The organism is Halovenus marina, assembly GCF_051414115.1.
GTDB classification, from domain to species: Archaea; Halobacteriota; Halobacteria; order Halobacteriales; family Haloarculaceae; genus Halovenus; species Halovenus marina.
The window spans coordinates 611,377-636,972 of sequence record NZ_JBLKNZ010000001.1 but is presented as its reverse complement, the minus strand read 5'-3'; the positions used below and the strand labels follow the sequence as shown (position 1 = coordinate 636,972).

At 57.7% G+C, this 25,596-nt stretch carries 26 protein-coding genes and 1 tRNA gene; 17 read left to right on the top strand and 10 right to left on the bottom strand.

The window, feature by feature from the left end; translation table 11 throughout:
* Positions 1-303 precede the first annotated feature (303 nt).
* Positions 304-2,388, top strand: a complete 2,085-nt coding sequence (locus ACMGFL_RS03250; protein WP_436934101.1) for an ABC transporter substrate-binding protein — start codon at positions 304-306, stop codon at positions 2,386-2,388.
* Positions 2,389-2,527: 139 nt separating this feature from the next.
* Here ACMGFL_RS03250 and ACMGFL_RS03245 read toward each other — a convergent pair whose 3' ends face one another.
* Positions 2,528-3,496, bottom strand: a complete 969-nt coding sequence (locus ACMGFL_RS03245) for an alpha/beta hydrolase family protein (protein WP_436934100.1) — start codon at positions 3,494-3,496, stop codon at positions 2,528-2,530.
* A 609-nt stretch (positions 3,497-4,105) separates the two neighbouring features.
* Between ACMGFL_RS03245 and ACMGFL_RS03240 the strand changes: the two genes are divergently transcribed.
* Together ACMGFL_RS03240 and ACMGFL_RS03235 are read left to right on the top strand one after the other, a co-directional pair.
* Positions 4,106-4,378, top strand: a complete 273-nt coding sequence (locus ACMGFL_RS03240; RefSeq protein WP_436934099.1) for a DUF7692 domain-containing protein — start codon at positions 4,106-4,108, stop codon at positions 4,376-4,378.
* A 167-nt stretch (positions 4,379-4,545) separates the two neighbouring features.
* Entirely contained in the window at positions 4,546-5,568 is a 1,023-nt protein-coding gene (locus ACMGFL_RS03235) for a DUF8426 domain-containing protein (protein WP_436934098.1), read from the top strand.
* 264 nt (positions 5,569-5,832) lie between these two features.
* Here ACMGFL_RS03235 and ACMGFL_RS03230 read toward each other — a convergent pair whose 3' ends face one another.
* Entirely contained in the window at positions 5,833-6,357 is a 525-nt protein-coding gene (locus ACMGFL_RS03230) for a hypothetical protein (protein WP_436934097.1), read from the bottom strand.
* A gap of 423 nt (positions 6,358-6,780) precedes the next feature.
* On the opposite strand from ACMGFL_RS03230, the gene ACMGFL_RS03225 reads away from it, so the two are divergent.
* The 7 genes from ACMGFL_RS03225 to ACMGFL_RS03195 all read left to right on the top strand — a co-directional run bounded on the left by ACMGFL_RS03225 (position 6,781) and on the right by ACMGFL_RS03195 (position 12,347).
* A complete protein-coding gene (locus ACMGFL_RS03225) occupies positions 6,781-7,221 on the top strand; it encodes a type IV pilin domain-containing protein (RefSeq protein WP_436934096.1) in 441 nt (146 codons plus the stop codon).
* A gap of 163 nt (positions 7,222-7,384) precedes the next feature.
* Complete coding sequence (locus tag ACMGFL_RS03220; protein WP_436934095.1) at positions 7,385-7,768, top strand: DUF8023 family protein; 384 nt, start codon at positions 7,385-7,387, stop codon at positions 7,766-7,768.
* 2 nt (positions 7,769-7,770) lie between these two features.
* Positions 7,771-8,280 (top strand): hypothetical protein, encoded by a 510-nt coding sequence (locus tag ACMGFL_RS03215; RefSeq protein ID WP_436934094.1) that lies wholly within the window; start codon positions 7,771-7,773, stop codon positions 8,278-8,280.
* 1 nt (position 8,281) lies between these two features.
* A complete protein-coding gene (locus ACMGFL_RS03210) occupies positions 8,282-9,895 on the top strand; it encodes an Env/VP5 family phage fusion protein (protein WP_436934093.1) in 1,614 nt (537 codons plus the stop codon).
* 1 nt (position 9,896) lies between these two features.
* Positions 9,897-10,460 carry a DUF8063 family protein gene (locus tag ACMGFL_RS03205; protein WP_436934092.1) on the top strand — a complete coding sequence of 188 codons (564 nt, stop codon included), beginning with the start codon at positions 9,897-9,899 and terminating at the stop codon, positions 10,458-10,460.
* Positions 10,457-11,245, top strand: coding sequence for a DUF8125 domain-containing protein (locus tag ACMGFL_RS03200; RefSeq protein ID WP_436934091.1), 789 nt, complete (start codon positions 10,457-10,459; stop codon positions 11,243-11,245). The genes ACMGFL_RS03205 and ACMGFL_RS03200 overlap by 4 nt, the downstream gene beginning before the upstream one ends.
* Positions 11,238-12,347, top strand: a complete 1,110-nt coding sequence (locus ACMGFL_RS03195; RefSeq protein ID WP_436934090.1) for an AAA family ATPase — start codon at positions 11,238-11,240, stop codon at positions 12,345-12,347. The genes ACMGFL_RS03200 and ACMGFL_RS03195 overlap by 8 nt, the downstream gene beginning before the upstream one ends.
* A 132-nt stretch (positions 12,348-12,479) precedes the next feature.
* Here ACMGFL_RS03195 and ACMGFL_RS03190 read toward each other — a convergent pair whose 3' ends face one another.
* The 5 genes from ACMGFL_RS03190 to ACMGFL_RS03170 all read right to left on the bottom strand — a co-directional run bounded on the left by ACMGFL_RS03190 (position 12,480) and on the right by ACMGFL_RS03170 (position 16,930).
* The gene (locus tag ACMGFL_RS03190) at positions 12,480-13,637 is read right to left on the bottom strand and encodes a restriction endonuclease (protein ID WP_436934089.1); all 1,158 of its coding nucleotides are present in this window, start codon (positions 13,635-13,637) and stop codon (positions 12,480-12,482) included.
* Positions 13,638-13,972: 335 nt separating this feature from the next.
* Positions 13,973-15,589: a DUF7845 domain-containing protein gene (locus tag ACMGFL_RS03185; RefSeq protein WP_436936409.1), complete on the bottom strand. Its 1,617-nt coding sequence runs from the start codon at positions 15,587-15,589 to the stop codon at positions 13,973-13,975.
* A 108-nt stretch (positions 15,590-15,697) separates the two neighbouring features.
* Positions 15,698-15,898: an RNA polymerase sigma factor gene (locus ACMGFL_RS03180; RefSeq protein WP_436934088.1), complete on the bottom strand. Its 201-nt coding sequence runs from the start codon at positions 15,896-15,898 to the stop codon at positions 15,698-15,700.
* Positions 15,899-16,292: 394 nt separating this feature from the next.
* A tRNA-Ile gene (locus tag ACMGFL_RS03175) sits at positions 16,293-16,366 on the bottom strand.
* Between the two features lie 39 nt (positions 16,367-16,405).
* Entirely contained in the window at positions 16,406-16,930 is a 525-nt protein-coding gene (locus ACMGFL_RS03170) for an FxsA family protein (RefSeq protein ID WP_436934087.1), read from the bottom strand.
* Positions 16,931-17,035: 105 nt separating this feature from the next.
* On the opposite strand from ACMGFL_RS03170, the gene ACMGFL_RS03165 reads away from it, so the two are divergent.
* From ACMGFL_RS03165 to ACMGFL_RS03135, 7 genes are all read left to right on the top strand, one after another.
* On the top strand, positions 17,036-18,673 hold the full coding sequence (locus ACMGFL_RS03165; protein WP_436934086.1) for a DUF255 domain-containing protein: 1,638 nt from the start codon (positions 17,036-17,038) through the stop codon (positions 18,671-18,673).
* 118 nt (positions 18,674-18,791) lie between these two features.
* On the top strand, positions 18,792-18,992 hold the full coding sequence (locus ACMGFL_RS03160) for a VNG_1110C family protein (RefSeq protein ID WP_436934085.1): 201 nt from the start codon (positions 18,792-18,794) through the stop codon (positions 18,990-18,992).
* Between the two features lie 75 nt (positions 18,993-19,067).
* On the top strand, positions 19,068-19,283 hold the full coding sequence (locus tag ACMGFL_RS03155) for a DUF7525 family protein (protein WP_436934084.1): 216 nt from the start codon (positions 19,068-19,070) through the stop codon (positions 19,281-19,283).
* 46 nt (positions 19,284-19,329) lie between these two features.
* Entirely contained in the window at positions 19,330-19,554 is a 225-nt protein-coding gene (locus tag ACMGFL_RS03150; protein ID WP_436934083.1) for a DUF7123 family protein, read from the top strand.
* A gap of 44 nt (positions 19,555-19,598) precedes the next feature.
* The gene (locus tag ACMGFL_RS03145; protein ID WP_436934082.1) at positions 19,599-20,036 is read left to right on the top strand and encodes an SRPBCC family protein; all 438 of its coding nucleotides are present in this window, start codon (positions 19,599-19,601) and stop codon (positions 20,034-20,036) included.
* A gap of 101 nt (positions 20,037-20,137) precedes the next feature.
* Positions 20,138-20,737, top strand: a complete 600-nt coding sequence (locus ACMGFL_RS03140; RefSeq protein ID WP_436934081.1) for an NUDIX hydrolase — start codon at positions 20,138-20,140, stop codon at positions 20,735-20,737.
* 279 nt (positions 20,738-21,016) lie between these two features.
* A complete protein-coding gene (locus ACMGFL_RS03135) occupies positions 21,017-21,715 on the top strand; it encodes a DUF7117 family protein (RefSeq protein ID WP_436934080.1) in 699 nt (232 codons plus the stop codon).
* A 6-nt stretch (positions 21,716-21,721) separates the two neighbouring features.
* On the opposite strand, the gene ACMGFL_RS03130 is transcribed toward ACMGFL_RS03135, so the two are convergent.
* The 3 genes from ACMGFL_RS03130 to ACMGFL_RS03120 form a co-directional block, all read right to left on the bottom strand.
* Positions 21,722-22,204 (bottom strand): SRPBCC family protein, encoded by a 483-nt coding sequence (locus ACMGFL_RS03130; RefSeq protein WP_436934079.1) that lies wholly within the window; start codon positions 22,202-22,204, stop codon positions 21,722-21,724.
* A 74-nt stretch (positions 22,205-22,278) separates the two neighbouring features.
* Positions 22,279-23,532 (bottom strand): Glu/Leu/Phe/Val family dehydrogenase, encoded by a 1,254-nt coding sequence (locus tag ACMGFL_RS03125; RefSeq protein ID WP_436934078.1) that lies wholly within the window; start codon positions 23,530-23,532, stop codon positions 22,279-22,281.
* A gap of 162 nt (positions 23,533-23,694) precedes the next feature.
* Positions 23,695-25,536 (bottom strand): rhomboid family intramembrane serine protease, encoded by a 1,842-nt coding sequence (locus ACMGFL_RS03120; RefSeq protein ID WP_436934077.1) that lies wholly within the window; start codon positions 25,534-25,536, stop codon positions 23,695-23,697.
* Between the last annotated feature and the right edge of the window lie 60 nt (positions 25,537-25,596).

The following is a 25,596-nucleotide window of genomic DNA, read 5'->3' as shown; positions in this document are numbered from 1 at the left end:
ATCCCGTCAGAAGTAATCCAGAAAACATAAGCTATCTGTATTGATGTTAATACCGTCTTCGCTAATCGAATTATCGAAATAGCTCAAGATGGATATTGTAGAGAGTTAAATAGAGTTTGATAGGTTTGAATAGTAGAATATACACCAGTTATGCGTAGCAGATAGTAATAGATAGTGATAAAATACAGTCAGAAATACACGTGTTGTGATTAATAAAGTACAGCCACACATAGTTATACGATATGTAATAAGTAAGGAACAGAAACACTTATTATCTATCATTATAAATTGTGGAATTCAGCCATGGTAAACGATGACAATACTGATCCTTCTCTTAGTAACGTATCTAGGAGGAGAACGCTTGCACTCCTTGGATCAACTGGTTCTGTAATAGCACTCGCGGGCTGTAGCGGTGACGACGGCGATGACGGTAGTGGCGACGGATCGGGTGACGGTAGTGGCGACGGATCGGGTGACGGTAGTGGCGACGGATCGGGTGACGGTAGTGGCGATGACGGGATGTCTGAGGACTTTCCGCCCCAAGTCGATCGTCCGATGATCTCTCGTTTTAGCACACCGCCACAAAATGCCCAGTGGAACTACTACAATACGAATAATCAGGCGTCATACGGGGAACCGCTGCTGTACACCCCCCTTGCCTGGTACTCAACAAAGACAGGAGAGTTCTTCCCGTTCTTGGCAGCTGACTGGGAATGGGTTGAAAACGGCGATCACTTCAGACTCCATCTCGGTGATTTCTGGACATGGCATAATGGAAACGACTTCAACGCACAAGATGTCGTTACCCAGCTCAGACTTGAACAGTATCTTGGTGGTATTGGCGACATAATCGAAACCGTAGAGGCATCGGACGACTACACGGTCGAGATTATGACAACTGATACGATCTCAAACGAACTCCTTGAGTTAGCCCTGTTTACTACTGATCAACCGCGGACCATAAGCACATCATACGCGGAATATGGCGATATGCTTGAAGAGATCGAAAACACCGATGAGGGAACCACCGCACGAGACGAGGCAGTGAGTGCGGTTTCCCAGTATCAAGAGGATCCGCCAATAGGGACGGGCGCATTCCAGCACTCAGAAACCCAAGAGAGTCGAGTCGTTCTTGAACCGTTTGAGGACTACCCATACGAGGAACTCCAGCAACAGATTGAGGAAAGTGACAAAGTTGAGTACCAGTTCCCAGACTGGGCAGTCACTGAACCTAACTACCCGGCGATTCATCTCCAGTACTTTGCAGATGCCTCGGCTCTACGACAAGCGTGGTTCACTGGTAATATTAACCTCGGATCTTCATCTCCGCCAGAGGATGAGACGATTAATGAACAGTTCCCGGACACGTATACGTGGTCACTTCGGCCGAATTATCGTGGGGCCGCAATGTGCTTCAAGCTTGATCACCCCGTATTTGGGAGAAGAGAGTTCCGCCGAGCGATGGCATACGCGATCGATGTGCCTTCCATCGCCGCGACAAGTTACGGTCCGATCGGATTTCCGAATTCAACCGCGACAGGTATGTGGGATGTCCTCTCAGAGCAGTACTTATCAGAGGAATTCCTCAGTAATTTAACGTCATATGTCGAGCAGGACTTTGAGGCGGCCGAAGCAGAAATGCAGAGTCTCGTCGACAATAACAGTGCGTTCGAGCGCGACGGCGACACGTGGCTCCATCAAGGGGAAGAGATTGTCATCCCGATCGGCGCACCGTCAACCGTTAGTTCGCATATGAATGCAATGCGTCAGGTACAGTCTTGGATGGGTGAAATCGGATTCACCGTCAATATTAACGGAACACCGGGTTCCCAGTTCTGGTCGTCCACAATGCCAAACGGCGAGTACGAAGTCGCGCAGAATTACTTCGGAGGGGGCCAGCCTCATCCGTACTACGCCTATCGTGTGGCTTGGATCGACGGGTTCCTCATCGGGAACACGCACAATCCTCCAGAGACAGTCGAGGTGCCGCCAATCGGTGAAGATTCAGGTTCACAAACTGTCGAGGTTCGTTCGCTCACACAGGAGTTGGGGACACCGGTTGAAGAGGAGCGTCGGACTGAAATCTTAGAACAACTATCTTGGACATTCAATCAGACCCTTCCACAAGTCCCTTACGCTGGAAGTCCCGCAAACTGGGGAATGATCTATGACGATTTCCACTTTGCTCATCCAGACGACAAAGCACAATCACTCATGCGAAATCCTTTCTTCCAGCCAGGACTTGGACTAGCAATTGCGCGCTCGAACTCTATCTCGGAGTACCCATATGACAAACGATACATGTCTATTGAACCGACTACAATCGAAGGCGGGCTCTCGCTTGAGGAGTCAAAGAGTCAGATAGCACGTCGCGACGATTCCTGGTAATCGTCGGAACCGCCTAGCCTGTATCTTGGGATTCTTTACTCAGTATTTTTCGCTTGATTAGCCTATCGACGTATCGGGTACTTTCCAGATCGTGATTCTCAAACAGGTTAAGAAAACTCTCAATTAGAATAATCTATGTCTAAAGGTGAGTCTCAAACCAATCTGCCATTCGCTCGAAGTAATCCTGTCGAAACTCGTGAGTTCCATCAGGGCGGTGGACGGCAAAGTTGGCTCGCGTTCCTGCGCGCTCGTATGCCGGAATGGCTTCCTCAACCATTCTATCGACGCCCGTGGCTGGCATATCCTCGTCGTCCATAGGTGCAACGACAAAGAAAGGTCGTGGGGTGATACACTTACGAACTATCGTGGGATGGTCGAAATAGCGAAGCATATGAGGGATATAAAAATGAGTCCCATGCCTGTGCCGATTACCGAATAGAATTTGTTCGTGGAGACTTCCAACGGATCCACAGATCGGGGCCGCCACGGGAATATTTGGTTCGCAGGCAAACGAGTACCAAGTGGCATTACCGCCGAGTGACATTCCCGTAAGACCAATACGTTCGGAATCCACCGCTGCGTGATCTGATAGTATTTGGACACCGCGAAGAACTTCATCTACGAGAAGGCCCATCGTCGAGATACCATACGGAGCTAAGAACGCTGTCTTTCGCTCGATGTAGTTTTCTCCATTCCCTTGTCTACTCTTGTTCAAGTGAAGAGTCAACGAGAGCGTCACATATCCTCGGCGTGAGAGTTCTCGTGCCCAACCTCGAAGCGGACCGTCCTCTTCCCGACGAAAAGTTTCTTCGGTAAGACGGTTTGCGTTACCGGATGTTCCGGGGGTGCACACGATAGCCGGTTTGTCCGCATTAGATTTACCCTGAGGAACGATGAGTTTCCCTGTCACTGTTTCACCTATCGAATTCTCAAACTGTATCTCCTCGAATTGAAGATCCTCCTGTATCCTCTCCTGACCGAGCGAATACCTCAGGTCTTCTGGTGGATCTGTCACTCCGAGTAATTCGCGGAGTTTCGAGCGGACTTCCCCGTCTTGGACATCCTGAGGGGCACGCGGTTCGATGTTATTTGGTGGTGTGTATGTCATATGTTTGCTCTGGAAACATGCTGTCTCTACATCGACCCACTGTTCTATATAACTTTACAGAAGGTTAATAGCTATTGGCACGATAGCAGAAAAGCCCAAGCAATAAGCCTACTGAAATAGGAAACAGCGGTCTTTTACGCCGATAGACGTACCGGTACTGCAGCATTCTTGCCGAGATGCCCACCCCGCTGTCGGTATTATGTTCTCCTGTAGTCGTATGCAGATCGGCGTTCCCCTCATTAACTGGGTCGGGTGCCAAGTCGTCTTCAGGGACCAAAATTGTAGTATTGAGTATTCGATCCTCTTCTTCAATATTTTGGACGGCCTCAATCTATACTGAGCGAATACCTTCTCGTACCACCTATGCGCCCTGTATTCGGCATGTTACTCCTATTTTTCTTCCTTCCCCCCCCGGGGGGTTGCGCGCCGAGAAAGACGGATTCCCGAATCTGCACATCAACCCCGGTCGTTTGATGTGCGAGATTTCCCGCTCGGTTCCTGGTCGAGCAGGTCGTCGGCCCGATCGTGGCGAACTCCGACCCGATTCACCCCGAAATTACCCCATCCAGTAAGTCGAAAAAACTAGGTTCTGGAAGCCGATGTGCAAATATGCGAATCAACACGGACGGGAACCAGTCGTATCGAGAAGACCTCTACGAGCGAGTGGCGGACAAACTGGGGGAATCGACAAAGACCGGCGGTATCGACGCTGCTTGTATTCACGCAGAACAAGACCTACGGAACAAACAAGATGCAATCGAATATCTCGCGGGAGAACTTTCAGCGGAAGAGCTGGCCGAAGTTGCTGATATCCTCTCGACCAAGCAGATTCCCCTCTCAGTTGAGACGGACATTCAGGTGAGCGGGTGCGAAGTAGGATAGTGACTTTGTTGAACGTCTAAGTCGGTGATAGATTCCAGTAGGTATGCTGAATAGAAGGCGCTTATCTCGCAGTGAGGTCGATTCAAATCGAGATAGGCTTACCTGAGATATAGTAGACGTATTCAACGGCCGATAGTTTGAAATTTCAAGCGGACGCCTGTGTCGATATGTCCGAATTGGATTTCACCGTATATGGGATGAAGCTACAACCTGGTGCAGCTGAAGAAGGGTCGGACCCCTTTAGATTCTGTAAGGAGAAGGAGATAATCGGCGTCGGGTGGTCTCTTGAAGATCAGGAATACGATTCTATTGACGAGGTCTACGAGACCCACCGGCAGGTATACGAACGGCGATTGGAGGAAGGAGAGCCCACAGGAAGGTTATTGGAAGATGGTCGAATGAATGCACCACTCCGATACATTCTGAAGGAAATGGACGTAGGAGATTTCGTGTGGGTAAACGAGAACAACCACTTTGCCCTTTGTAAAATTGAAAGTGACTGGAGAGTCGCTGCGAATCTTTCTGCCGATGAATTCGACCAGTACGACGAACGAGATATCCAACATTTCAGAAAGGTCGACTGGGTTGACGTACCATACGCGCTCGTCCCGGGATATGTCCGCCGGAAATTCTCGGGCCGGTTCGGAACCTTGAGCGAGATGGACAAGGGAATCACCGAAGATGCTAAACAGGTGATTAGATCCTTGCACTCCCAAGATAACCTCGAATCTGACGGGGACCTAGATCGAAAGGAGATCTCTCGAAAAATCAATTCTGCCGAGACGACCCGTTTATTCGATATTTTGGGGAGTGAGGAAACAGAGGATATCGTGATCAGTTACCTCCAGTCAGAAGGCTGGCGGCTCATCAAATCAAGTACCAGTAACTCACAGGCCAAGATCGAGTGTGAGATGCGCAAAGAGGTAGACGGTGAATCGGTCCCGGGATATCTCCAGGTAAAAACGGGCTCGGCAGGACTTGAACCAGACTCGTATGTAGAATATGCTACTGCTGGAAAGATGATATTTTTCGTCCAGTCTGGTATTGACGTAACCTATCAAGAAGGGATGACCGCCATCGATCCAGTTACGATTCACGAATACATGAAGTCAGATTACAATTATCTCCCTAACGAAACCCTCCTCAAACTTGATTTTGCACTCGATTCTCCTGAAGCGAGACCCTCTTAGTAGACCACCTTACACGTCCCTTTTGTTCGGTTGGCAAACACACATGACGGCCGGGCCAGTAGAAATTTCTGAATAAAATGTACTTACCGTGTTGCATCCATCCTCTGTATCTCGCACGTCGTTTCTATCAGTTTTGAGGGTTTCAACAGAGCCAATATAGTCAAAAGAATAGGACGATAGCAGCACCGATAAGGAATAAGATCAGCATCAATAGGACGAGCCAATCAGGTAGCCCTTGAAGTGGATCTTCGTTGGCCATAGATATCAAAACCCTGGAATATCACCGAAGCCACTGCCACCTCCGAAGTTATGCGGTTCGCCAAAATTCTCTCGCCGTTTGACAATAAAGCTAAATTTGGTCTGGTTCATTCCGATTCCCGGGCCGCGGTTTTTTGTAAATTTGTTCTCTAGCTCTCGCCACCCATCCATATCGTCAATACCGCATGCAAGGGCAATCACATAGGGATAATTGTCCGCATAGTCTTCCAGTTGTCCTCGGAGTTTTTTCTTCTGGGAGTTGGAAAAATGACGCTTCATCTCAACCCCGACTGTATCATTAACAACGACATCCCCACGGGAATTTCCCCGTTCTCGGTTGACCACATAGTTACTCCCACCTCCACCTAACATATCACCAAATCCGCTATTAGTCTGGGAATTTAGTTGTTCATCAAGATACTCCGATAGTTCCTGCTGAAATTTACTCTCGTGTCCATAATCCTGTGACGGTCTCCATGCCTCAAGCAAGTCAACTACTGTTTGATACGTTTGGCTATCTTGTCCAAACATGGCTGTATGGTGAATTTCAGCTATGTTAAAAGAACTGTTTCAATACACATCTATACAACAGATATTTTATCTTTGGCAATTGGGAATGAAACAGATCTCGACGGTAGATATATTCGATCCATCTCGCACGTTGGTTCTGGTAACTGACGAGGGAGTTATGAGAACCAGCAAGTCAATTTACGGCGGTTGTTCACGCGAAAATGCGATTGAGGAGGGGTGCATGCGAGTCCCCCATCCTCAAGACGACGACGCGGCAGTGTTGCGGCTTCCGCCGCAACTGGATATGTTATCTGGATGTCTTATATCTTCTTATCTTGATTCCAACATAGTAAGCGCTCTACCACCCAAAAACAGCCGATTTCAATTATCAGTAACTGACTTCCCATTAGGATTTATATTATTCTCCCGATTTGATTCGTTCGCATGCAGTTCAAACAAGTGCTATCAGACGAGGATGCCGTCAGCCCCGTCATCGGTGTGATTCTGATGGTGGCAATCACGGTCATTCTCGCGGCGGTGATCGCATCGTTTGTGCTCGGGCTGGGGGACTCAGCTAATGAAGTACAACCGACAACGAGCTTCGAGTTCGATTACGAATCAAATGATCTAACCATTACCGTTGATAGCGGTGAGGCGGTGCCTGCGGGCGATATTTACATCCGCGGGAACAATCTCGGTGGGAGTGCAGGGAATACGTGGCAGACAATAAACAGCAATACTGGCGGATCACTGAAACCCGCGAGTGAGATTGGAGCAGGTGATCGCATCACATTATCCGGTGTTGGTTCAGATTATGAAGTCACGGTCGCGTGGGATAACGGGGAGGGCGACACGGCCACCCTCTCCGAAGACTCGGGCTCGTAATCGCTACGATAACTTTTCTTTTTATTAAACGGTGGACAGCGATAGCTTCGCATCCACCTGTCTTAAACCGAACTCCCCGGAACACGCACGAGACCATGCCTAATGGTCTCTCTGTCCCACCGTCGGGACATACGACAGTCGCACAGTATCGGAGGGGAGCACTATGACGCGGGGGAAACTCGACCTGAACGATTCGGTCGTGAGCCCGTGGTTCGTCCTGTCGGCGGCGATTGCCGTCGGCCTGGTCGAGTTCTCGCTGTTCGGATTCAACTTCGCAGACCCGCTTATCAACCTGCCGGACGGCGGGGGCATCTCCGCGGCGAAGATTATCAGCCTGCTCGCGCTCGCGACGGCCTTCGCAACGAACAGACCCAACTTCGACAAGATGGGCGCAGTTGAAACGTGGGTGGCAATCGTGACCATCGGGCTGGTCATCGCACCCCCGTTTTTCCCGCTGCTCGACGCGCTGCTCGGGAACGAGTTCGCGGGACTCATCGCCGTCGTCGTACAGTCTGCTGGATTCTACGCACTCGCCTATCTCGGGTAATCATGAATCGAACACACTACACAGTCCTGCTCGGACTCTTGACGATCTCGCTCGCGGCGGTCGCGGGCGTCAGTGGTATCGGAGCGGTCAGCGCTCAGGAAACGACCAACACGACCAGTTGGGACGAAACGCTCGACGTGGACAACGACACCGAAGCGGTGCGAGCGACCGCACTCAACACGTCGGCTGTGCTCGACGTGACCGTCTACAGCGTCAACAGTGCTGGAAACGAAACCGAAGTGGCGAACGGAACGCTCGACGCGCCGAGCGGCACAGACGCATTCGAGTACAGCAATCTCAACACGACCGCATACGACCAGTACCGCGTGAATGTGACCGGCGGCGAAGCCGAAACCGTCGAGATTGCCCGTATCCAGGTGCAGACCGGCGTCGGCGGTGGCGGAATGCTCCCGTCGAGTCCGGACGTTGGCACGGCAGGGCAGTTGGTCGGCGGTGGCGTCCTGGTCGTGCTCGTCGGTGGACTCATCGCCGTCGGCTCACGGAGGTACTGAGATGGGTCGCGCGTTCGCGCCCGTCTTGGCCCTCGTGCTCACGCTCTCGCTGTTCGGTGGGCTCGCAGCCGTCGACGCCGACGTGTCACCAGTCGGTGAATCGGACGGACTGCTTATTCCGGACTCCTGTAAAATCGGGGAGTTTCTGAACATCGGAGATGGATGCTCGACGGATCAGGCAGATACGCAAGACCTCCAGACAAAAACGCAAATCTACCAGTCTGCGGCTTCCCAGTACGGCATTAATGAGCCGTTCCTGACTGTCTTCAACAACTACGTGAAGGACACCGAAGACGTGGCGTGGTTGGTCGCAGAGCGAGCAATCGGTCAGTCGATTCAGAATGGGAGTTCACTGACTGAGACCAAAATCGCAGCACAGGAAGCTGTCGGAGACTACTACGCGGTCAAAGAACAGAACTTCCTCGAAGCCTGGAACACCAACGCCGCCAGCATCAACTCACTGGCAACACAGCAAAGCCAGTTTGATGAGTATGTCGTCGACGGACTCTCGTCGGCTCTGAACATCCAGTTCTCTGGAGATGGGCAAACCGCGGCAGGCGAACAGGTGACGATAGATAGCCTCTCGACGACGGACTACACGCTGGTGAATGGCTCGACCATCAATTTAACGCAGATTGATATGTCGCTCACGTACTCCGGCGTCGGGTCAAAATCCGGTGAACGGTACGATCTCGCCTTCGAGTATGACCCAATTAACGGTATCACCCACATTCAGGACGGGTCAGGGAGCCTCAATTACGTCCAAGGGATGCACGCAGGCGGGAACATCATCGTCTCTCAACCACCCACAAACAGCGAGTTCACCGAACAGATCGATACCGTGTATCACCCCCACTGGAGCGAGCCAATCGCGGACCTGAAAGCCACGCACTCGAATGTCACAGCGGACGTGTCGGATTACGTCGACAACGCTTACAACGATATCAACAGCGGCTCGGTCAACATCAGCGAGTGGATGAGCAACGTCAATCTGATGAACCACTACCTGACCGAAGGCGAAGGGTTCAGCGGAGCGATTGCGGCACTCGCGGCCGGAGGAATGACCGCCCACGACCTGAGCGGAACCTCGTGGATGGAAATCAGCTACGAGGCACACGACAGCGCACTCAACACGACCTACGAGGGCGTCCTGATGAGCGGCGAACCAGCCCCGAACGGCAGTTGGGAAGTGAACAAAACCTACGACTCCGAAGCCCTCCCCGGCTCCCAATCAGTGGCGACACTGAACGGCGACGTGGCGACACTGAACGGGCTGTTCACAATCGAAGCCGTCTACGACGCCAACGGTGACGTCATCGAGGACCCCGACCTCATCACGCCCGAACGAACCTACAGCGTCGCAAACGTCTCCGAGACGAACGAACTCATCGTTGACCTGGGAGAGCGAATCGACGAACTCGAAGAACAGATCCAAGAGAATCGAACGAGCGGCGGCGGTGGAATCGGTTTCGGCGGTCTCCCGAGCCCGTCACTGCCGTCACTCGGGCTCGGTGGACTGCTCGGCTCGCTCATGTCGATTATGGTTATCGGCGTGCTGCTGCTGATCATCGCCGTCGCCAGCGTCGCCAGTCCGCACGACCCACGGAGGGAGTGAGATGCGGCGACACGCGCTCACGCAGTTGTGCGCGGCCATCTTTATCGTGCTCACGTTCGTGCTCGGGTTCGCGTTCGTGTTCGCGACCGGTGCGTCGGCACAAGTCCAAGACGGGGGTAACGAAACAGACGCCGACCAGCAACCAGCCGAACGCATCGACCAGAACACCGTGATTCACGACTACGGCTACAACGAGGAACGCGGAACAGCGTGGGTCGTGATTGAATCCGACCGACTTCAGTCTATAACGGTCACAGACGGCGGCGGACTGCTCGCAGGCGGCACTGTCGACCAGGAGACCGTCACGGTCAAGCCGGACGAACGCACCCGGCTGTCAGTCTCAGCGACCGAGACGGATGGGTACGTGGCGCTGTCGATAGCCACCGACCAGACACTCTACGGTCTCCCAATTGAGATTCCTGACCCGATGTTCACGAGTGATCCTGGATGGGACACTGTCCGGCTGGTCGCTATCGGTTCGGGCGTCGGCGTTCTGGTCGCGGTCGTGCTCGACGTGTGGCGGCGCAAACGCGGCGGTCGCAACGGGGTGTACCGAATCGCATGACCGACCGGCGACCATACGAGCCCTCACGGCGACAGGTGGCGCTCGAACTCCTGACCGCCTATCGCTACTGGATTGGAGCCACCGCGCTCCTGTCGCTCTTGGTCGGTGGCGTGCTGTTGTGGGTGTACGGTCTGCCCTCACTCCCGTCTGTGCCCGAGTCCGTCCAGGCGGCCGCGCTCGCTACTATCGGAGCGGGCGCGCTCGGGTACGTGCCAGCGTGGGCGGCGTTGAACCGTCTCCACAATCCGCCAAAGCGCCATATCGTGGTTCCCGGCCTCAAAGAAGACGCCGACCCGGGCATGTGGGAACTCACCCCGAATGACTTTGCCGAGTTGACCGTCGAAGACGGTGAACTCTACGAGTGGCCTGGAACCAAGCACCCGACTTATGAAGTCGAAGCGTTCGACCCGGAGCAGCTGCACGCTGTCGCTACCTGGCGCGGGTCGGTCACTGACTCAGAACTTATCCGTGAGCAAGAACGCATCGAGCAGATACGCGGCAAGCTCGAACAGCGCGCTCGCGAGCGGGATGTACTCGAAGTCCGTGGCAAGAGTCTCGTCCGGCAGGCAGTCATGGAAGAACGGCGAACGTTCCTCGAAGAGTACGACCGCGTGGCGCTGCTCGACGCCGAGACCTACGACCGCAAGCTCGAAGAGGTACTTGAAGAGACCGACTTACAGGCGGATCTCTCCGAACAGGCGAATCGCAAGCAGAACCCGACAGATGCGGACTCTGGTGAGGAGATCCCCGACAGCGTGCGGATGAACGGTGATACCGATGAGTGATAGCGACCAGGAAGCCTACGCGGCCGCGAACCTGCGTGAACGAATGCGCGACGTTGACCTGTCCGAATCCAAAGAAGCGTATCCACACGCTGGACTGGTCAGTGACGACAGCCGCCGCAACGTGCTCAATCACCTTGCACTGGTGGCTGACGACGACGTACAGGAGTATCAGGCATATCAAGACCTCGTACAGCCCTCGGGGACGGAAACGCTCACGCGGGCAGTCGGAGATGGAAACGTCTCACAGATGCAGTACGCCGTTGGGCTGGTCGACCACACTGAAGACGGCCAAGACGCGCTCTCGCGTGTCGCACGCGAATTAGCACGCGAGGGATGTGTCGGGCTGATTGTCGGCCCGCCCGGCGCGGGTAAGACGGCGACCGCGCTCGACGTGGTGCGAATCTGGAAGGCACTCACCGGTGGCACCGTTATCTCGAATGTCGACTGGGAAGGCACGGACAAGACGATCCACTCGAATCGGGAGATGCTCGACGCTATGCAGTCAGTCTCCGGTCAGGTGTTGGCACTGGTCGATGAGGCAGCACAAGTTCTGACCAGCCGCGGGTCTGACCAGGAACTCACGAATCACTTTGCGAAAGAGTTGAAACTGATTCGGAAGCAGGAAGAGGGCGACGAACACGCCAAACGCGGGTCGTTCCTCGGTATCGGACACACGCGGCGTGACACTGCCGCTGATATTCGACGACTCACGTCCATCGTGCTTGAGAAGCCGTCCCGTCGAGACCCTGGGAGAGCTACGCTGTACGAGAGCCCCGGCGGACAGGACTCACTGGAACAGGTCGGTGACTTCGAAGGAATCACGGACACGTCCGAGAGCTACAACGAACACGACCCCGCGCCCTTTCGCGTTCATCTCGACGATAGTGACGACAGTGAGGATAGTGAGGAGACGAATTACCAGCGGCAAGTCGAGACGGCTCTCAGGGCAGTGCTGATTCAGGGGCAGAGTTACACGAATGCGGCCGATCTCGTGGAGTATGGCAATTCGTGGGTCGGTGAGCGAGTCCGAGAGTGGCGGCGTGGCGAGTGGCGCGACATCGTACCTGAGGACGCGGTGCCCGCGGATGCGATAACTGCGTGAGGGCGCACGGGTGCCACGCCCGCCACCGCCACGCATCCCCGTCACGCAGGATATATGTCTACAATACGCGCCGATATGTCAGGAGTCGATGGTATTCACAGGAACCGGGGGTTACAGGAAAGCCGAACAGGTCTATACTGAACTATTAATTTCCTCAACAACTCTGTCATTCAACCGCTCTCTGCTTGCTAAGTCTGTCTGAGCCACCAGTTCCACGATATCTTTCCCTGAAAAGAGTCGTATTGGATATGTTGAAATATTCTCTTCCTGTGCGTTCTGAGTATAATATGACATCGTAAAAAACAGTCCAATTTCACCGTCGTCGACCCGCGATGCCAGACGACTAAGCTCACGTCCTCCAACACTACCAGATTTATTCTTAACTTGAGCTTTGAAATCTATTTTTGTATTTAATTCAGTCAAATGAGCCTCAGTCATCAGGTCGATTTTACCTGTCAAATCAACACCTTTGTCTCCACTACTGGGGGTAAGTTCTACCTGAGAGATATTGTCCATACTGTTGAGTACCTTTTTTAGTAGTTTTTCCAGCTTTTTCCCTCGTTCAGCATTTGACCCGTCGAGACGTAATCGAATATCTGAATGAAGATCAGATAGCCTACCCTCTGGCTTCTGAGCGCTCTCTGAACGGATGCGGTCTTTATATACAGAATATCGATGGACGGTACCAGTATCCACCCAGTGGTTCCATGCTTCCGGCCCACCGCTATCGATACCGGTTCGTGATTTACGATGTATCCACTCTAAGTCGATAGAATCTGCATCGAGAATGTCGAGACTAATTCGGTAATTGACAACAGTATCATCTCCATCTTTGTGACGCCTAATATTAAGGCCAGAAATGAGACATAATCCTCTGAAGGTTACATATCCTGGTCGCTCTTTTTGAAATAGTAGTACGGGAGCCGCCTCAGAGCGACGGTTCTGAGCATAGTTCATACAGTACTCCTCTTTTACCCAGGCGTTCCCAGATCGTTCTAATGGGTCTGGGCCGTCCCCGGCCTTCGAGTCTCCCCAAAAATAAGCGACTCCGTCCTCCATATTGATGATATCGTCCCAAGGGTCATGCCGTTTAGATTGACCATCAGATGAGTAGAAAACCAAGAATTCACGCTCTCCCGAGACTTGATTTTCGAGTTTTCCGATACCTCTCTGTGGATTGATTCCCCCGTCTAAAGGCCCGTTCAACCACTTGTGGTACTGATTCGTTTCAATTGCTGTGGAGTTGCGGTATTCTTTCCCGACAATATATTGGTCGCCATATGTACCCATGGGTGCGTTGTGATATAGCAACGGATGTATTGAAATAAAAGTGGCCAAGAGTATCATATTCAATATATTTCGCGCACCCCCTGCGGCGGCTGTGCGGTGTATTTTGAGGTTGTGGCCTTAGCCACACCCCTAACGGAAACTCAAACCCCCCGGGTTGGATTTCCGTCGAGCCCGGCGGCGACGATCTCGACTGGCAGGCTGAATCCTCGTCGAGTATCTAAACCCTGTTTGAACTACACCACTGTCGACACAACCATAGTTGTAGAAAGGAGCAGTCGAGACAGCGTTGTGACTACCCACCTATCGGGACACTCCCGACAGGTGGGCGGGCAGTTCTACCGTAACGACCGCCAGGCGTCACCGAACGCGCCGTTCGGGAACCGCACCTTCGCTTGTCGATAGCGTTCCTCCGGCAGCCCGGCGTCCGTCCACACGTCAAAGCCCTCACGAATCGCTTTATCGGGGTTCTCGACCTCCGGCCCAAAGCGCAGGCGCAGACGCGCGTCCTGAGCGTCGTCAACGTCGACGCCGTGGCGGGCGGCCCAGGCGATGAACGCGCTCATCGTCTCACCCATCCCCCGCTCTGCGGCTTCCAGCGCCTTCCCGACGGTCTCGGTCGCCCGACGGGTAGCTTCGCGTGCTTCGCTTACGGCGTCGTGAACCAGCCCGGCGATGTGCTCCGAGCGCAGCGACACGTCGGCGTACTTCCGATGCACCAAGTCTTCCATCTCCCGCAGCGCACGCCGAACACTCTCGACGTGGCGGCCGTGCTGGTCGGCAATATCGTCCGGCGAAACCTCACCGCCGTCAGTGACTAGCGTTTCCAGCGCCTCCCACTGTGTCGGCGCGAGCCCATCCGCGACGTGGCGCACGACGACGCTTTCCTGACTCTGCCGAACGCGTGTCAGGTCGATCCCGATGGGGTCAGGACCGCTGTGATCTACCTCCGGTTCGAAGTACGCATCCTCGACGAACGGCCCGGAGCCACTGCCGGGTGCAACGTCGAGCCCGGCGTCGGCCAAGACGGAAAGCACAGTCTGGTCTAACTCGCGCCGAAGTCGGTCGGTATCGCTCCATCGAACGGTGTCGTCGTCATCGAGCAGCGACACCTGGAGCGACGCGCCGACCTTCGGGTGTGCGAGCGGATCGTCGTCAGGTAGGCTCGCGGCTTCGCGGGCGTAGTAGTGCTTCACCTCTTTGGGCAGGCGGTGGTCAGGGAACGCCTCACGGACACGTCTCGTGTCGAGTGTGGCCGTGTGGTAGTACCCCGGGACGTTCTGTCCGTGTTCGTCGTCGTCGTTCTGAACGATTTTCCGGTAGCCCTGCCGGTCGCTTTCGAGCAGGTGGCCCATCGACGCAATCGGGCCGTCTCGCGCGTGAACTGGCCCGCTCGCGTCCTTGTGAATTCGCGCGTACCGCTCGGCGTCTTGGACGTTGCTGAACTGGTGCGGTTCCTCGAAGTACCGCCCGTTGATTCCCAACACAGTGGCGGCTTCACAGAGCAGCGGCACGTACCGCTCGAAGGCGATATTCGAGCCCTTCACGCGGACATTCACGCCTTCACCGAAGCCGTCAGGAACGGGGATCTCGACAGTTCCCCCGCTATCTTTCTCCCCGCGCATGCCTTCCCATCGTGGGGCGACGTGGGCAGTGAAGTCCTGCTGTCCGGCGTGGTCTACGTCAGGGTCTCGGAAGACACGAATCCGGTACTCGCGCATCTCTTTAAGCTGCCAGTCCGTTCCCTGTGGCGTAGTCTCGCCGGGGTGAACGATATTCGACGACTGGTAGGAGAGACGTGCGCGCCACTGCTCGCCGTCGTGCTGGAATTGGGCGAGTTTCGCGCCACCGGCCGACTTCACTTCTGAGTCACACGCGAAAAATGGGGCGAGCCCGTCGGAATTATAAAGTAAATTCGCGTGAAACTCGTGGGGTGCGAGCGTGACAGTCTTCACGACCATCCCTCCCGAGTCCCCCAACGTCCGGTAGGCCAGTCGTATGGCACACGCTCGCGACTCTCTATATCGTACAGACGGGAGGCAGGGACGAACTCGGGGCAGAGTTCAGACACCTGCCTCACCTCCGACTTTCTGCCGTGCGCGAGTGAGCAGATTCCCGACCGTCCCAGGTGAGCGGCCTGTTTTGCGCGCGAACTCGCGCATCCCGTAGCTGTCCTGCTCGACGGCCTCGTAGACTTCGCGCTCGGCCTCGGTGAGCTGTGACGGGTCAGCCTCGTAGTGGAACAGCGACGACTGGTAACTCATCGCCAATCCCTCCCGAAGCACTCCGGATTCTCACAGAGCTTGTAGTGTCCGCGGTAGGCGTTGGTCGAAACCTCGGTGTACTCCCGTTCAGAACTGCGAACGGGGCAAGCTGGTCGGGGTTCGTCACTGTCCGGGTCTTGCCGGTGGAGAATCGTCGAGTATTGCGACCGATTCCGAACGGTGGTCTCGGGAACCTCCGTGTCGGCCGTGCTCGATTTACTCACGGCCGACACCTCCGGCTAACGCTAATCGCCCGACGCTGGTGTAATCAACACAGATACAACTGGACTTAACATTTTGCGACCGATTCAGATACTCGGAAAGTGCCGATAAGTGCAGTTTCAGCCGCCCTATTGACGAATCTACGCCAGTCAGTAAACGGGTAGAAACTGGATGGACCGACACGGATTTGAACCGCGGGCCTCCCGGTTATCAGCCGAGCGCTCAACCTGACTGAGCTATCGGTCCAGGGCGCATCTGTCAGTATCGGGCTTGCCCTGTTAAGCGTTACTCTTCGCTCGGGGAGTCGTCGTCGACTCGCTCGAACTCCACGTCGACAGTATCGTCCCCGCTGGTCGACGCACCCGGGCCGGGGCCGTCGGGGCCCATGCCCTCGTTCGGAAAGCCGCCGATGTAGACGTTGCCACTGGCGAAGCCGCCGGTTTTCTTGTCGGCGTAGGGGACGACGACCCACTTTTTGAGCGCGATCCGGATCGGATACCGGGTCAGCGGAATCACGAGCAGGAAGCCGATGGCGTCGGTGACAAGCCCCGGGGTCAACAGGAAGGCTCCGGCGACTAGCAACAGCGCGCCGTCGAGCAACTCGTCGGTGGGCGTCTCGCCCTGTGCGACTTTTTGCTGAATCTTGCGCATCGTGTGACGCCCCTCAGCGCGAACGAGCAACATCCCGACGAGTGCGGTCAGGACGACTGCGGCGACAATAAGCGGCCAGCTAAACATCGCCCCCAGCACGACCAGCAAGAGCGCATCGAGCAGGGGGATCAACAGCAACAGCCCGATGAGACGGAGCATAGACGAACTATCAGCCCCTGCCCCAAACGCTTTTCGAGGTTCGACTGCGCGAGTGGGTCGGACGGAGAACACGCCGGTTTTAACGACTCACCCCGAAGCGAGCGTATGGATACGGGTGCTGCGGAGACGAAGGTGCAGTGGCGCGAGTGGAGCGAGGACGCCTTCACGGAGGCCGCCCGGACCGGTCGGCCGATTCTACTGGCGCTGACTGCCCCGTGGTCGGCCGAGTGCCGCGCGATGGATGCGGCGACGTACTCGGAGCCACGCATCGCGGCCCACATCGAGGATAGCTTCATTCCCGTGCGAGTCGACGCCGACCGCAGGCCACGGATTACGGAGCGATACAACATGGGCGGCTTTCCGTCGACGGTCTTTCTCACACCGTCCGGCGAGATACTCACTGGCGCGACCTTCCTCGGCGTCGAGGGCTTTCGGAATATTCTCACCCGGGTTCGCGAGACGTGGGACGAACAGGGCGAGTCGGCGGGGTCGGTCCCGCGCTCGCTGCAGGACGACCAGCCGCCTGCGGGCACCGTCGACGGGGACATCGAGCGACACATGGTCGAGCAAGTGGTCGGAGCGGCCGACGAGGAGTTCGGTGGCTGGGGTACAGACGTGAAGTTCCCGCTCGCGCCGACCATCGAGTTCGCACTCGTCCGCGCCCGTCCGCAGGCCACGCGGACGCTGGATGCGATCCAGACGCACCTGTTCGACACCTACGACGGGGGATTCTACCGCTATGCCAACAACCGCGACTGGGCGCGACCGCGTCGGGAGAAACTCCTCGACACCAACGCCGCACTCGTCAGAGCGTTCGCGCGAGGCTACCGCTACACCGGCGACGAATCCTATCGCGAGACTGCGGTCGACGCCGCAGAGTATCTCCGGACGACGCTGTGGACTGGTGAGGGGTTCGGCGCGAGCCAGGGTGGGAACGAGCAGTACTTCACGCTCGAAGCGACAGAGCGAGCAGACGCCGACTCGCCGCCGGTCGACGAGACGGTGTTTGCAGACCGCAACGGGCTCGCAATCGACGGCCTGCTCGCGCTGGTGGCCTACACCGATGACGAGGAACTCGCGCGGTACGCCCAGCGCGCACGCGACACCGTCTGCGAACAGCTTGTCGACTCCTGGGGGAGGGTCACGCACTACGAAGATGGCGACGAGCGCGGCGAGCGCGGGTTGCTGGTCGACCAAGCGCGCGTGCTCACGGGACTGACGAGTTCGTGGGAAGTACTCGGCGAACCCGGCCCTGCGCGAGCAGTGGCGGAGTGGACCATCGACAATCTCCGAACCGAGCAGGGTGCGTTCCGTGACGGACCCACAAGCGGGCTTGGGCTGCTCGACCGGCCGCTGTATCCGCTCGATACGACTGTCGAGTGTGCCGACGCCCTGCTGGATCTGGCCGCACTGACCGACGACGAGCGCTATCGCGAGATTGCCCGGGATGCCGTGGCGGCGTTCGCTGGCGCGGCCGACCGCATGGGCGTCGAAGTCGCCCAGTACGGCACCGTCGCGTCGAGAGTGCTCGAACCCCGTCGAGTCGAAGTCGGTGCGCCTGCTGGCTCCGATCTCCACCGTGCCGCATTGCGTCTCGCGGACCACGAAACTGTCGTCGTGCCCGACGCCGCAGACTCTGATGGGGTCGCTCCGGACCGTGCGCGACTCGTGACTGACGGTACCGTCGAAGGAGATGCAGAATCGCCGGAATCGCTCGAAGCGCTACTGACCGAAGCGCGGTGAAAATGCAGACGTGTGATGCGATTATACGTGCGTGACCAGACAGCCAGGTTACCACAGCGAGGGGTTGTTTGCGAGTGACTTCGACACACCTATACGTCGACAGAGATCATGGACAATCATGACGAATGCTGCCCGATTACGCGACAGCACGCAGATACGGTTACCCACTGATGCGGTTTCGGGGCTCCGTGACGAACTCGAAGAGCGGTTCGTCGTGACTGTCCGTCGGGAAGGGTCCCGCGTTCGCATCATCGGGAGCCCAGTCGAGATCAAAAGTGTCAGCGAATTCCTCACCCGCAACGGGATCACTGTCGCCTGACCGTCGACTGTCCAGTCGGAATCGCCGTTTTGCGATCCGTGTGAACTAAGTGAGAAAGCGTGGAAGGCACACCTGATGACCGAGACCACGCGGAGTACGGACATGAGTCACGGCCTCTCGTTGCTGTTTGGCCTCGTCGGGGTGCTGGCGGCTGTCGCCATGGCCGTGACTGCCTATCTCGCGGCCACGCAGGAGGCCGCTGACACGCTCCAGTTGCTGTCGGGTGTCGCGCTCGCCGTCGCCATCATCGCGGGCGGCCTCGCGATCGCGGCCGTCCACGTCTTCGAGTGACCGTCGAGACAAACGATTAAGACTCTTGGCCCCGTACTCGGGGGTAATGAGCGAACTCAACGAGAAGGACCGCGAGATCCTCCAGTATCTCCGTGAAAGCGTCGCACGGGGGGAGAGTTACTTCCGCTCGAAGAACATCGCGAAACAGCTCGGTCTCTCCTCGAAACAGGTCGGCGCTCGCCTGCCGAAACTCGACGAGGAAAGCGACGACGTCGAGATCGAAAAGTGGGGCCGCGCGCGCTCGACGACCTGGCGAGTCACGCGAAGCTAGTCTGCCATCCGCTTCTTTTTTGTTGTTGCTCCCATAGAGCGGGTATGGTCGTTCGGGTCGAGCGAATCGTCGACGTGCCAGCCCCCCGAGAGGACGTCTGGGAGTTCATCGCAGACCCGGAGAGCCGAGCGCGTGCTATCAGCGTCGTCGAGGACTTCGAGGTTATCGACGACACGCACGCAGTCTGGCATCTCTCCCTGCCGATCCCGGTCGTCCGGAAGACGATCCGCGTCGAAACCGAGGAGAAACGCCGCGACCCGCCACGCTCCGTCGAGTTCGTCGGCACCTCGAAGGTGATGCGTGTCGTCGGAGAGCACGAACTCGAAGCGACGGAGAACGGGACCAGACTGACGAACCGTTTTGTCGTCGAGGGGAAACTCCCCGGCGTCGAACGGTTTTTCAAGCGCAACATGGGCGCTGAGTTCGACAACCTCGAACGCGCACTCGAGGAGTCGCTCGGCGTAGCAGTGCACTCGGAGTGACGGTTCGTTCTGCGTTTCACTTCAGAGCAGTTCGCCCGGAGTGATAGCTCCACCGCGAGGACGGAGGACGAATTTAAGAGAATGCGTCGCGTATATCGAATATGGACCTCGGGAGGGTTCAGCGACATCGACCCGCTGAAACGGCAAACGGTGAGCGCGAGGCAGCGGTCATCGTTCCTGTGCTCGAGCGCAACGACCAGCCACAGCTGCTGTTCACGAAGCGCGCCGACCACCTTCCCGACCACCCCGGACAGATGAGCTTCCCGGGCGGCAAGCGCGAGGCATCGGACGGGGACCTCCTCCAGACCGCGCTTCGAGAAGGCGACGAGGAGATCTGTCTCGATCCCACAGATGTCTCCTGTGTCGGGCGTCTCGACGACATTCTGACGGTGACCCGGTTCGCGGTTCGTCCCTTCGTCGCCCAGATTCCCGACCGCGAGTACATCCCCTGTGACGGCGAGGTTGCAGAAGTGGCGACGCTCCCGGTCGAGGCGCTCGTCCACCGGGACAATTACGTCAGCGAGCGGCGAGACCACCCCGAACACGGGTCGATCCGGATCCACTTTTTCACCGTCAACGGCTACACCGTCTGGGGCGCGACGGCGCGAATCCTCGTCCAGTTTCTCGAACTCGCGACAGAGTGGACGATGCCCGGCGAGGTCGACCGAACGACGGAGTACGATGCCGACCTGCCTGTGTGAGCGATGCTCGGAGCGATCCCTGAAATCGAGCAGACAATACACAGTCAAAACTCTCGGTGGTGAAAGCGGAAAGGAAAGCAGACGGGGTGAAAAGCGCCCGACTGCTTGCCGCCCTGAATTGGTCCCCGCTGACGCTTCGGCCCTCCAGACGAAGCGTCATCTTACCCTTTCCGATTCTTGCATATAAATGTAATGGCATGGCCTCGGTGGTCGTGTCGTTCGATAAGAACGAGACGCGGACAGGCGAGTCCTCTTATGTCCCGACGCGTAGAAACAGGTATGGAACTGCGCGGAACACGTGAGTGTTCGGACTGCGGAGAGCGGTGGTCGTACTACGAGACGGGCGATATCACCTGTCCTGCGTGCGGGAGCATGCGCAGCGTCGGCGTCGACGACCGCACGCTGCACACGACGAGTCCGGCGACGCTCGACCTCACGTCAGTTCGAGATAAAGTCGACACGGCGTCGGTGCGAGAACTCGCCACCGAGGCCGCCGACCGCTGTCGCGAGTACTGCCGGTCCGTCGGATTCGTGCACGCTGGCGAATTACAGCCACTCGACGACGGCTATCTCGCCGCACTCGAACTCCGTCGCGTGGGAACGGCACTTTCGAGCGCGCTCGACGTCTCCGACGAGGAGGAGGCGTACCTCCTGCAGTTGCTCCAGACCGCAGACAAAAACGAACGACCCGTGCCGACGGACGTGCCGGACAGTCTGCGCGCCGAGCGCGGCCTCGCCATCGCGGCGGGCGTCGACGCGTATCTGACCGACCTCCGGCGGGTCGTCGAGGACCGCGAACCCGCCGTCGACAGCGTCCTCTCGACAGTGACTGCACACCGCAAGCGGATCGAAGCCCTCGACGGGGACCTTCCGCCCGCAGAGACCGAGCGGCTCGTCAGCGCCGTCCATGACCTGTCCACGTACCTCACCGACGGCGACGAGACTGCGCTCGCACGGGCGACGGAGCGACTCGACTGACAGCGATTACTCCGATTCGAGCAGTTCCTTCGTCTTCCGGTGTCGGTATCGGAACATCGGCTCGAACCCCACCCAGGCAAGCGGAGAGATGGCTGGCCCCAGCGGGGTGGGGAACTCGTACTCGACGTGGTCTCTGACCAGCGTCGTCTCGCCGTCGGCATAAAAGTAATGCGTGTGCTCCCAGTGCTCGAACGGGCCGTCGGTCATGCGGTCTCGAAAGTACGCGCTGCCGTCGGCGCATTCGCGCTCGGTTATCAGCGAGGTCCAGCGCTGTCGCGGCCCGACTCCGAACGGTCGAATCGAGGCGCGGAGCGTCGACCCGGCCACGAGTACGTCAGGGTCGGGGTCGCCATCCGGCCCGCTGACAGACTCGACGATCAGGTTCATCCACTCGGGGGTGAGTGCCTCTAGCCCGCGCTCGTTCGAGTGAAACTCCCAGACTCGCTCGAATGGCGCAAACACGCGAACTGACCGGTCGTAGGTCGCCATACAGGGGATACGGCGTGGCGAATCAAAACACCGTCGGCAGTCGAACAACGAATGACTGGGACGTCGAGTCCGGGCTACGGCCAGATGCCCGCTTCCTCTGCGGCGTTCTGGACGCGCTGCAGCGCGACGGCGTACATGGCGGTGCGGTAGTTCGGCGTCCCGTGGGTCTCGTGGGCCTCGACCATCGCGTCGAAGGCGTCTTCGACGTAGCGTTCGAGTTCGGAGTTGACTCGCTCCTCGGTCCAGGACATGCGCTGGCGGTTCTGGACCCACTCGAAGTAGGAGACGATGACGCCGCCAGCGTTCGCGAGAATGTCGGGGAAGACAGCGACGTCACGCTCGGTGAGAACATAGTCGGCATCCGGCGTGAGCGGCCCGTTCGCCGCCTCGACGATCATATCCGCCTGCACGCGCTCTGCGAGTTCCGCGTCGATGGCGTTTTCGAGTGCTGCGGGGATGAGCACGTCGACGTCCATCGTCAGCAGTTCCTCGTTCGAGAACTCCTCGGTCGCGCCCTCGAAGCCGGTGAGCTGTCCAGTCTCGAACTTGTGCTCTCTGGCCGCGCGTTCGGCCAGGCCGTCGGGATTGTAGATCGCACCTGCCGAATCCGACGCCGCGACGATATCCGCGCCCAGGTCGTCGAGCAGTCGCGCTGCGATAGCGCCAGCGTTCCCGTACCCCTGCACCGCAACCGTCGCCTCGGAGATGTCCTTGCCGAAGTGGTCGTAAGCTTCCCGTGTGGTGAGCATCACCGACCGGCCCGTGGCCTCGACACGTCCGGCACTGCCGCCGCTGTCGATTGCCTTCCCGGTGATGACGCCCGGCGCGGTCGTGCCTTCCATCGTCTCGTAGGTGTCTTTGATCCAGTTCATCTCCCGCTGGCCGGTGTTGACATCCGGGGCCGGGATATCCCGGTCGACGCCGATAAGCGGGCGCAGTTCCTTCGCAAAGGACCGGGTGATCCGTTCGAGTTCGCCCTCGGAGTACTCGCTCGGGTCGATTTCGATCCCACCCTTGCCACCGCCATAGGGGATATCGACCGCGGCGCACTTGTAGACCATCCAGCCAGACAGCGCCTTGACCTCGTCCCGCGAGACGCCCGGGTGATAGCGGATCCCGCCCTTGTATGGCCCCCGGTCACCGTTGAACTGCGAGCGATAGGCGTCGAACACCTCGACCGACCCGTCGTCCATCTCGACCGATAGGGTCGTTTCGAGGACGCGCTCCGGCCGTTTCAGCCGCTCGATGTGGTCCCGTGGAATATCGAGAAAGTCGGCAGCCTCGTCGATCTGTTCCTGTAAACTCTCGTATGGGTTCGCTTCCGTCATACTGGATGGTTAGACGAACGTTCAAAAAGCCTGCCGACTTTGGACGCAGTCACTGCTATCTGGGTACGATCCGCACCATTTCTGAACGATCAGCAGTAAAGTTCCGAGCAGATTTTAATACTTACCTCAAACAGCCGATTGAAATAGACGGATCAAAGCCAGCTAGTACTGCTCGCGCTGTGCGACCAGCGTTCTGGTCTCGTCGAGTTCGACGAACACGGACAGTCTGCCATCGTGCGATTCGGTGCTAACGGACACGTCTCCGACCGAGGACTGCTCGCCTGACGCCGGGATCGGTGTCGTTCCGAGGGTCGTTCCGTCGCGAGAGACAACGACCTGAAAGCCATCGTCGGTTGCTTCGACGCTGACAGTTCGGCCAGCGACTGTTCCGGGCATCGTGCTCGACCTCGATGTGAACGAGCGAACGCGCTCTCCGGCGTGTTCGAGTTCGACCGCGTAGACCGCCTCACCGCCGACCACCACCCACCCAGTTCGATTCGCCTCGACCGGTTCACGCCAGCCGATCCCGCCGACAGGAACGGTCACGATGCCTTCGTGGGCCAAGGTTCGAGGTTGGACAGCCGGTGTCCAGATCTGTCGGTCCTCGTTGATGACGAGGACGCCGCTCTGGTTCCCGCCGTCGTACGATACCCCACCGATCCCTGACGTCCGACCGTCTGAGACGTTCTCCACGTAGGTGATCGTGTACCCGTCGATGTCGAGCGAGCCGTCACCGGGAACCGGGTCGTCACCGACGACGACCGACAGCGAGTAGACGCTCAACATAGCGACGAGACCGACGAGGACGGCGAGGACGGCGACGAACACGGTCCGTCGAGAGAGCGGTGTCGAGACGATTCGGTCGGGAAGGACCACGGGAAGTGCAGGAAGCGACAGAATCGCGAACACGACGAGGACACTGAGTCGCTCACCGAGACCTGTGGCCCCGGCGATACCGAGCGCGCCGATCAGGACGACTGCCCCGAGATAGACGTACGCGAGCGTCCGGCGCGACGGGACTCGCGCTCGGCCAGCGAGCGGAGCGGGGATCCGGTCGTCGCGTGCGACGACTGCCACAGTCACCACGAGGGCGACGCCGAGCGCGAAGACGACACCGATGCCGCGATGGAGTCGGAAAACGTCGCCACTGCCCGTCACGAACGCCCACAGCTGTCGGCTGAGGACGAACACCACAGCGCCAGCGAACAGTCGCTCCGGAGAGAGACGGACGGAACGCCTGCGAACGAGCCAGATGGCGAGAACGACACCGATCAGAAAGCCGAGCAGATGTGCGTAGACGTTGACACCCACCCACGATGGCGGACCGGGCGCGCCGGGTTCGACGCCACCAGTCAACACCGGTTCGGTCAGCGCCTGATAGAGGACGTTGACGACGGTCAGCGCGACCATCGAGATGATCGTCGTCACCGGATAGCGCACCAGCGCGAACCCGCCGAAGGCGAACACGGTTCCCGAGAAACCCAGCGACCAGCCCGGCGAGAACACCGAGGTGAGGATGCTAATGAGGATGATTGCCGCGGGGAAGACGACGAACGCACGCACCCACGGACGAGCGAGTACTCCCTCCGCTGGCGGGACCGTCACGTCAGTTGGCCGTCGTGTGCCCGTCCGTTCGGGTGGATAGTGCCCCCAGAAGTACTCGGCGATCGGTGCGAGGACGACCGTCCCGAGCATGTTGCCGACCAGATGGCCGGGCGAGGCGTGGGCGAACCCTGCCGTGAGCCACCCCTCGGGGTAGAAGTACGACCAGGTACGGAAGGGGAGCGTCACCGGACTCGACCAGTGTGTGAGGCCGCTCTGTGCGAACAGATAGAAGCCGACGACGCCACAGACCGCGACCAGCGTCCCCCACGGAACGCCGTACAGGAAGCGCTCTGACAGTATCGGATACCATCGCCCCCGCCCCTCCCGGTGCCAGACGTACCCGATCCCGACAGCGAGCATCACCACGATGCCAGCCTGGACGGGCGAAGGCCAGACCATATCTCGCCTTCACTCGCCCGGCTTGTAGGTGTTCGGTTCGTCTCGACGGGTTCAGCACAG